At 65.5% G+C, this 1314-nt stretch carries 1 protein-coding gene and 1 pseudogene; one reads left to right on the top strand and one right to left on the bottom strand.

Annotated elements, in window-relative coordinates; genetic code table 11:
* Nucleotides 1–1099: PLP-dependent aminotransferase family protein (locus EN906_RS34365; protein ID WP_164777618.1), on the bottom strand; the 1099-nt coding region annotated here is incomplete at its 3' end.
* Nucleotides 1100–1203: 104 nt separating this feature from the next.
* On the opposite strand from EN906_RS34365, the pseudogene EN906_RS38635 reads away from it, so the two are divergent.
* Nucleotides 1204–1314: pseudogene (locus tag EN906_RS38635) on the top strand (EamA/RhaT family transporter); the annotation flags it as partial.

A 1314-nucleotide genomic window follows, 5' to 3' on the forward strand; every position in this document is an offset into this window, starting at 1 on the left:
GGTAACTGCCGTCTTTGAGCAGCGTCAGCACCAATTCGGCCGCAAGCCGGCCGCCGCCAAAGGTGGTGGCGATCTTCAGGTCGGTCAGGGGCTCGATCCAGTCGCGGGGGGCTGCGATGAAGCCGCAGCGAACCGACGCCGACAGCGTCTTGGAGAAGCTGCCGATGTGGACGACGCGGTTCAGACCATCGAACGCCGCCAGCCTGGGGGCGGGCGCATGTTCAAAATCGGCGAAGATGTCGTCTTCGACGATAGTCAATTCCGACTGGTCGGCGAGCTTGAGCAGCCGATGGGCGGTGACTGGCGACAGCACCGCGCCGGTCGGGTTGTGGATGGCGGAATTGGTGATGTAGAGGCGCGGCCGATGCTCGGCCAGCGCCTGCGCGAACAGATCGATGTCCGGCCCCGACGGCGTGTAGGGAACGCTGACGACCTTGGCTCGGTGGGCGCGCAACAAAGCATGGAAGTTGAAGTAGCAGGGGTCGTCGACCAGCACGGTGTCGCCGGGCTCGATCAGGAACCGGCACAACAGGTCGATGGCCTGCGTGCCTGATTCCGTCAGCATGATCTGCTCGGGAGAGGCCTCGATGCCGTGCCCGGCCATACGCCGCGCCAGCAATTGCCGCAGCGGCGGCAGGCCGAGCGGCGTGCCGTAATCGGCCAGTGCGACATCGTCGGCACGCGCTACCGTGCGCAGTGCCCGGCGCAGACCGGCCTGCGGCATCCACGAGGCCGGCAGCCAGCCGCAGCCGGGTTTCAGCATGTCGTCGCCGGCCTCCAGGGACTGGCGTGAGATCCAGAGTGGATCGACCGCGCGGTCGAGGCGGGGGCCGATTTCGGCCAGCGACAGCGGCGCCAGCGATCCGGCGGCATAGAATCCGGAGCCCGGCCGCGAGCGGATCGTCCCTTCGGCGGCGAGCCGCTCATAGGCTTCGACCACGGTGGATTTGGACACTCGCATGGATTTGGCAAAGGCGCGGATCGACGGCAATTGCGCTCCCGGCGTCAGGCTGCGCGCCGCGATCCGCTGGCGGATCGTCGCCATGACACCTTCGACCAGCGTTCCGCTGCTCTCGCTTCCTGTGGTCTGTTTGTCCATCCGTACTGCTCTGCCAAGCATGACAGTTTTGCATAATTGTACCGCATTGTCTCTGGCGATACCACCGGCTCCGCGCGATACGGAGCCGACAAACGGAGCATACGATGGACAAGACCGCGAGCGGCTGGATGAATGGATTCATCGGCGTGTTGATCTTCAGCGGCTCCCTGCCGGCAACGCGCGTGGCGGTCAGGGATTTCGATCCGACATTCCTG

Origin of the sequence: Mesorhizobium sp. M7A.F.Ca.CA.004.06.1.1 (assembly GCF_003999135.1) — a bacterium.
In the GTDB taxonomy this organism is placed as follows: Bacteria; Pseudomonadota; Alphaproteobacteria; order Rhizobiales; family Rhizobiaceae; genus Mesorhizobium.